The 7,275-nt window shown below is 43.9% G+C and carries 6 protein-coding genes and 2 pseudogenes; 5 read left to right on the plus strand and 3 right to left on the minus strand.

Features of this window, described 5'->3' with window-relative positions:
• Positions 1-52 precede the first annotated feature (52 nt).
• The 5 genes from N8M09_RS10355 to recG are packed head-to-tail and all read left to right on the plus strand — an operon-like array spanning position 53 to position 5,651.
• Positions 53-1,084 carry a 3-deoxy-7-phosphoheptulonate synthase gene (locus tag N8M09_RS10355; protein WP_004258559.1) on the plus strand — a complete coding sequence of 344 codons (1,032 nt, stop codon included), beginning with the start codon at positions 53-55 and terminating at the stop codon, positions 1,082-1,084.
• A gap of 1 nt (position 1,085) precedes the next feature.
• The gene (locus N8M09_RS10360) at positions 1,086-2,117 is read left to right on the plus strand and encodes a 3-deoxy-7-phosphoheptulonate synthase (protein WP_261065105.1); all 1,032 of its coding nucleotides are present in this window, start codon (positions 1,086-1,088) and stop codon (positions 2,115-2,117) included.
• A gap of 44 nt (positions 2,118-2,161) precedes the next feature.
• Positions 2,162-2,524: a holo-ACP synthase gene (gene acpS, locus N8M09_RS10365; protein WP_000635005.1), complete on the plus strand. Its 363-nt coding sequence runs from the start codon at positions 2,162-2,164 to the stop codon at positions 2,522-2,524.
• Entirely contained in the window at positions 2,514-3,617 is a 1,104-nt protein-coding gene (gene alr, locus N8M09_RS10370) for an alanine racemase (RefSeq protein WP_261065106.1), read from the plus strand. The genes acpS and alr overlap by 11 nt, the downstream gene beginning before the upstream one ends.
• Before the next feature lie 18 nt (positions 3,618-3,635).
• The gene (recG, locus tag N8M09_RS10375; RefSeq protein WP_261065107.1) at positions 3,636-5,651 is read left to right on the plus strand and encodes an ATP-dependent DNA helicase RecG; all 2,016 of its coding nucleotides are present in this window, start codon (positions 3,636-3,638) and stop codon (positions 5,649-5,651) included.
• 501 nt (positions 5,652-6,152) lie between these two features.
• Here the strand turns inward: recG and N8M09_RS11375 are convergent.
• From N8M09_RS11375 to N8M09_RS10385, 3 genes and pseudogenes are all read right to left on the minus strand, one after another.
• A pseudogene (locus N8M09_RS11375) lies at positions 6,153-6,272 on the minus strand (Rpn family recombination-promoting nuclease/putative transposase); the annotation flags it as partial.
• Positions 6,265-6,675 (minus strand): annotated as a pseudogene (locus tag N8M09_RS10380) (Rpn family recombination-promoting nuclease/putative transposase); the annotation flags it as partial. The pseudogenes N8M09_RS11375 and N8M09_RS10380, both read right to left, overlap by 8 nt.
• Positions 6,672-7,275: PD-(D/E)XK nuclease family transposase (locus N8M09_RS10385; protein WP_261065108.1), on the minus strand; the 604-nt coding region annotated here is incomplete at its 5' end. The gene N8M09_RS10385 and the pseudogene N8M09_RS10380, both read right to left, overlap by 4 nt.

Below are 7,275 nucleotides of genomic sequence, written 5' to 3' on the forward strand. Positions count from 1 at the left end.
GTGAAAAGTAAATTTTTACTTGGTATCCGTTTGATTTATAAGGAGATGAGTTATGGTATTTACAGCAAAAAGTCCTAAAATTAATATTGAAGAAGTTCGTGCCTTATCAAAATTAGAAGGCCAAGCTTTGGAGAGAAAATCACAGCGCGATCAAGAGCTAGAAGCCATTATACGTGGAGAAGACCAGCGGATTCTCTTGGTAATCGGGCCATGCTCATCTGACAATGAAGAAGCTGTTCTTGAATACGCTAAGCGTTTGGCAGCTTTGCAAGAAGAAGTGGCAGACCGTATCTTTATGGTTATGCGTGTTTATACTGCCAAACCTCGTACCAACGGAGATGGCTATAAGGGCTTGATTCACCAGCCTAATGCGACAGAAGCCCCTAGTCTTATCAACGGAATCAAAGCCGTGCGCCATCTTCACTATCGTGTCATCACGGAAACAGGTATGACGACAGCTGATGAAATGCTTTATCCTGAAAATCTTCCTCTTGTGGATGATTTGATTTCTTACATGGCAGTTGGTGCCCGTTCGGTTGAAGACCAGCAACACCGTTTTGTGGCCAGCGGGGCAGATTTCGCGACTGGCTTTAAAAATCCAACATCTGGGAATCTCAATGTTATGTTTAATGGGATTTATGCTGCTCAAAACAAACAAAGTTTCCTCTTCCTAGGAAAAGAAGTAGAAACAACTGGGAACCCGCTTTCGCACGCCATTCTTCGTGGAGCAATCAATGAGTATGGTAAGAATATTCCTAACTACTACTATGATAATTTGATGGATACCATTGCCCAGTATGAGAAAATGGGCTTGGAAAATCCCTTTATCATTGTGGACACCAATCATGACAATTCTGGTAAGCAATACATGGACCAGATTCGAATTGTCCGCCAGACCTTGATTAATCGTGATTGGAATGAAAAAATCAAGCAGTACGTTCGTGGCTTTATGATTGAGTCTTATCTAGAAGACGGCCGTCAAAACGAACCGGAAGTATTTGGCAAGTCTATCACAGACCCTTGCCTTGGCTGGGAGAATACGGAAGTCCTCGTCAGAGAAATCTACCAAACGTTAGGAGAATAAGATGGCATTTATTGAAAAAGGTCAAGAAATCGATATTGAAGCAATCAAGGCAGAAACCCAATTGTCTGCGGAAGCCTTGCGACTAAAGGAGCGTCGTGATAGAGAATTGGCAGACATCATTTCAGGAGAAGATGACCGGATCTTTTTGGTGATTGGTCCTTGCTCTTCTGACAATGAAGAGGCTGTCTTGGAATATGCCCGCCGTTTATCAGCTTTGCAAAAGAAGGTGGCGGACAAGATTTTCATGGTTATGCGTGTTTATACTGCTAAACCTCGTACAAATGGAGACGGCTATAAAGGCTTGGTTCACCAGCCAGATACTTCTAAGGCTCCAAGTTTAATTAATGGCTTGCAGGCTGTGCGCCAGTTGCACTACCGCGTGATTACAGAGACAGGTTTGACAACGGCAGATGAGATGCTTTATCCGTCAAATCTGGTCTTGGTGGATGACTTGGTCAGCTACCATGCTGTAGGAGCTCGTTCTGTGGAAGACCAAGAGCACCGCTTTGTGGCTTCAGGAATTGATGCACCAGTCGGAATGAAAAATCCAACCTCTGGAAATCTTGGTGTTATGTTTAATGGCATCTATGCCGCTCAAAATAAACAGACCTTCCTTTTCCATGGGCAAGAAGTTGAGACTTCAGGAAATCCCCTGGCCCATGTCATCCTTCGTGGGGCAGTTAATGAATATGGGAAAAATGAGCCTAATTTTTACTATGAAACCTTGCTAAATGCCATTGAGCGCTATGAAGCCATGGGACTTGAAAATCCCTTTATTCTCATTGATACCAACCATGATAACTCAGGCAAGCAATATATGGAGCAGATTCGAATTGTTCGCCAGACCTTGCAGAATCGTGATTGGAATGAGAAAATTAAAAAGACAGTTCGAGGCTTTATGATTGAATCTTACCTAGCAGATGGTCGTCAAAACCAACCAGAGGTCTTTGGTTGCTCCATTACCGATCCTTGCCTAGGTTGGGAAAATACAGAGGCCTTGGTAGAAGAGATTTATGCTACCTTGACAAAATAAGTGAAAAGGATGGAGTTGGGGAATCTCAACTCCTTTTGATGAGAATGATAGTTGGACACGGAATTGACATCGAAGAATTGGCTTCGATAGAAAGCGCAGTTACACGACATGAAGGATTTGCTAAGCGCGTGCTGACCGCTAAGGAAATGGAGCGCTTCACCAGTCTTAAAGGGCGCAGACAGATTGAATATTTGGCTGGTCGTTGGTCGGCTAAGGAGGCCTTTTCCAAGGCCATGGGAACGGGCATTGGCAAGCTCGGTTTTCAGGATTTGGAAGTCTTGAACAATGAACGCGGGGCGCCTTATTTTAGTCAGGCACCATTTTCAGGAAAGATTTGGCTGTCTATCAGCCATACCGATCAGTTTGTGACAGCCAGTGTCATTTTGGAGGAAAATCATGAAAGCTAGTCCGCATAGACCAACCAAGGCTCTGATTCATCTGGGAGCTATTCGACAAAATATTCAACAAATGGGGGCTCATATCCCTGAAGGAACGCTCAAATTTGCAGTAGTCAAGGCTAATGCCTATGGTCATGGGGCTGTTGCCGTTGCCAAGGCGATTCAAGATGATGTTGATGGCTTTTGCGTTTCGAATATTGATGAAGCCATTGAACTCAGACAGGCTGGACTCAGCAAGCGAATCCTCATTTTAGGAGTTTCTGAACTAGAAGTTGTTTCTCTTGCTAAAGAATATGACATCACCTTGACTGTGGCTGGACTGGAGTGGATTCAAGCACTCTTAGATAAGGAAGCGGACCTAACTGGATTGACAGTCCACCTCAAGATTGATTCAGGAATGGGACGGATTGGTTTTCGAGAGGCTAGTGAAGCTGAGCAGGCTCAAGACTTGCTCCAACAACACAGTGCTCGTGTTGAAGGGATTTTTACCCACTTTGCTACTGCTGATGAAGAATCAGATGACTACTTTAATGTCCAGTTAGAACGGTTTAAAGATATTTTGGCTAGTATGAAGGAAGTCCCAGAATTGATCCATGCCAGCAATTCGGCAACGACTCTTTGGCATGCAGAGACTATTTTCAATGCAGTCCGTATGGGAGATGCTATGTATGGTCTTAATCCAAGTGGAGAGGTTTTGGACTTACCCTATGACTTGAAACCAGCCTTGACCTTGGAATCTTCCTTGGTTCACGTCAAGACAGTTGCGGCTGGAGCTTGCATGGGCTACGGAGCGACATATCAAGCGGATAGCGAGCAAGTCATTGCGACGGTGCCAATCGGCTATGCGGATGGTTGGACACGAGATATGCAAAATTTCGCTGTCTTGGTAGATGGGCAAGCTTGCCCAATCGTTGGGCGAGTATCTATGGACCAAATCACCATTCGTCTGCCTAAATTTTATCCGCTGGGAACCAAAGTAACCTTGATTGGTTCTAACGGGGGCAAGGAAATCACAGCAACTCAGGTAGCGACTTACCGTGGAACCATTAACTACGAGGTGGTTTGTCTTCTCAGCGACCGCATTCCGAGAGAATATTATTAGAAAAGAAAGGAGTGGAGCATGAATCTACATCAACCCTTGCATATCTTACCTGGTGTGGGACCAAAGTCAGCAGAAAAATACGCCAAACTAGGAATTGAAAACTTGCAAGACCTCTTGCTCTACTTTCCTTTCCGTTATGAAGACTTCAAAACTAAGCAAGTATTGGAACTAGAAGACGGTGAAAAGGCGGTTCTTTCTGGTCAAGTCGTGACTCCTGCCAGTGTCCAGTATTATGGTTTTAAGCGCAATCGCCTGCGCTTTAGTCTTAAACAGGGAGAAGTCGTTTTTGCGGTTACTTTCTTTAACCAGCCTTATCTAGCTGATAAGATAGAGTTGGGAGTAACTCTTGCCGTCTTTGGAAAATGGGACCGTGCCAAGGCTAGTCTGACTGGGATGAAGGTCCTGGCTCAGGTGGAAGATGACCTCCAACCTGTCTATCGTTTGGCTCAAGGAATCAGTCAGGCAAGTCTGGTCAAGGTCATCAAGACAGCCTTTGATCAGGGACTGGACCTCTTGATCGAGGAAAATCTTCCCCAGTCTTTGCTCGATAAATACAAACTCATGTCCCGTTGTCAGGCAGTTCGTGCTATGCATTTCCCCAAGGATTTGGCAGAATACAAGCAAGCCCTTCGCCGTATTAAATTTGAGGAACTCTTTTATTTCCAAATGCAATTGCAGACGCTCAAGTCTGAAAATAGAGTTCAGGGAAGTGGTCTGGTCCTGAATTGGTCTCAGGAAAAAGTGACAGCAGTCAAAGAAAGGCTGCCTTTTGTCCTGACCCCAGCTCAGGAAAAGAGTTTGCAGGAAATTTTGACCGACATGAAGTCGGACCACCACATGAATCGTCTTCTACAAGGGGATGTGGGGAGTGGAAAAACGGTAGTCGCTGGTTTGGCTATGTTTGCGGCAGTGACAGCTGGCTACCAAGCAGCCCTCATGGTACCGACAGAAATCCTTGCAGAGCAACACTTTGAGAGTTTACAGAACCTCTTTCCAGACTTGAAACTGGCTCTTTTGACAGGTTCCTTGAAAGCTGCAGAAAAGAGAGAAGTCTTGGAGACTATTGCCAAGGGTGAGGCTGATTTGATTATCGGAACCCACGCTCTGATTCAGGATGGGGTAGATTATGCTCGTCTGGGCTTGATTATCATCGATGAGCAGCACCGATTTGGTGTAGGGCAAAGGCGTGTTTTGAGAGAAAAAGGCGACAATCCAGATGTACTCATGATGACGGCGACTCCCATTCCACGAACCTTGGCCATCACAGCCTTTGGCGATATGGATGTTTCCATTATCGACCAGATGCCAGCAGGTCGAAAACCTATTGTAACTCGCTGGATCAAGCATGAGCAACTACCTCAGGTCTTGACTTGGTTAGAGGGGGAAATTCAAAAAGGTTCACAAGCCTATGTCATCTCTCCCTTGATTGAAGAATCAGAAGCTCTGGATTTGAAAAATGCCATTGCCTTATCAGAGGAGTTGACAGCTCATTTTGCAGGTAAGGCAGAGGTGGCTCTTTTACATGGTAAGATGAAGAGTGACGAAAAAGACCAGGTAATGCAGGATTTCAAAGAGCGAAAAACTGATATTCTGGTTTCGACAACGGTTATTGAGGTTGGGGTTAATGTTCCAAATGCGACAGTTATGATTATCATGGATGCCGATCGCTTCGGTCTCAGCCAGCTTCACCAGCTTAGAGGTCGTGTCGGTCGGGGGGACAAGCAGTCCTATGCAGTTCTTGTTGCCAATCCCAAGACGGATTCTGGGAAAGACCGCATGCGCATCATGACAGAAACCACCAATGGATTTGTCCTTGCGGAGGAAGATTTGAAAATGCGTGGTTCAGGTGAGATTTTTGGAACCAGACAGTCAGGACTTCCAGAGTTCCAAGTGGCTGATATTATCGAGGATTTTCCGATTTTAGAAGAAGCTAGAAAAGTTGCTAGTTACATTAGTTCTATTGAAGGCTGGCAAGAGGATCCAGAGTGGCGCATGATTGCCCTTCATTTGGAAAAGAAAGAACATCTAGATTAAGCTTTCTCTAAGGAAAACTTAAGCTAGCTTTCAGGTTAGCTCCTTATACTAGAGTCATCAAAAAGAAACGAGGACTCTCACATGACCGTAACGATTAAAGTAAATTACCAAACTACTTTCCAGAAGAAAGAAGCAAAAAACTAAGATTGAGCAGAAGAAGAAAGAGCGAAAATGCTCTTTTTTTGTTTCTAAAAGCACAATTTATTGAATCTAAAATAGCACACTGCGGATTCTAAAAAATTTCTAGAAATTATAGTAGATTGAATCCGAAATAGTCCACCGAGTTTTCTAAAACATTGCTAGAAATTAGCTTGAATTCCGCAATCAATTTGTTCAGTTTTTATTTCATTTAACTATAATTTGACTTTCCTAATTTCTTTGTTCATATCTTATTTCAATACACCATATCTTACTATTTCAGAGCCCACATCTAGCATAACTAAAAAAACAGATTCTTCCATCTATTACGGAAAAATCTGTCATTGATTTAATGATTTACAAAAACTCCAACCACGGCTTGCGAACCTCGTCTTTGCTGGTTTCTCTATATTTTTTTAATTCCAAGAACGCCATCTTGACTAGGTGGTTTTCTTGTCCATTATTTGCGATTGTCTTAATCTTTCAATAACGCCTCAAACTCAGCGACAGTCATACTCAACTGTTGACTGGCAACTTCAGAAGGCAAAAGACCTTGATGGACTAGATTTAATAGCATAGACAAACTCCCTTCGACTTTCCCACGCTCCAGTCCCTGTTCAATACCACGTTCCAACCCCTGTTCAATCCCTTCTGCCCTAGCAGTTTCCAAGGCATAATCATGAGCCAATAATGCCTGTTCTTCACGCATACGTAGTTGACTAAACATTTTCCTGTCCTCCTCGGACCAGCTCTTGTAGTCCAGCAGTTGGTCTGCTTGACTGATGACTCGCTCGGGTTGTTGGGTAAAGGGTTTATTCCCAAAAAACTCCAACCACGGCTTGCGAACCTTGTCTTTTCTGGTTTCTCTATATTTTTTAGTTCTTATTTATGATGCTCTTTCAATAGTTCTTCAAACTCATAGACAGTCATACTCAACTGTTGACTGGCAACTTCAGAAGGCAAAAGACCTTGACGGACTAGATTTAATAGCGTCGACAAACTCCCTTCAACTTTCCCACGCTCCAGTCCCTGTTCAATCCCTTTTGCCCTAGCTTGTTCCAAGGCATAGTCCTGCGCTAACAAGGCTTGTTCTTCTCGCATACGTAGTTGACTAAACATCTTCCTGTCCTCCTCGGACCAGCTCTTGTAGTCTAGCAGTTGATCTGCTTGGCTGATGGCTCGCTCGGGTTGCTGGGTGAAGGGTTTGTTCCCAAAAAACTCCAACCATGGCTTGCGAACCTTATCTTTGCTGGTTTCTCTGTATTTTTTGAGTTCCAAGAATGCCATCTTGACTAGATGGTGTTCCTGTCCATTGTTTGTGATAGTTAAGACTTCACCTGTCGTGTCCTCTCGCATACTAAAGCTATGAAAAGCCAAGTCATCTGAGAAGTAGTTGCTATCCACGATTTCGATAGCGTATACTGGTGCGATGTGTTTATAACTCTGGTGAGTATTGCCTTCTTGCTGGCGAATTTTTTCAAGATTT

The organism is Streptococcus mitis, assembly GCF_946190375.1.
Classification (GTDB): Bacteria; Bacillota; Bacilli; order Lactobacillales; family Streptococcaceae; genus Streptococcus; species Streptococcus mitis_CJ.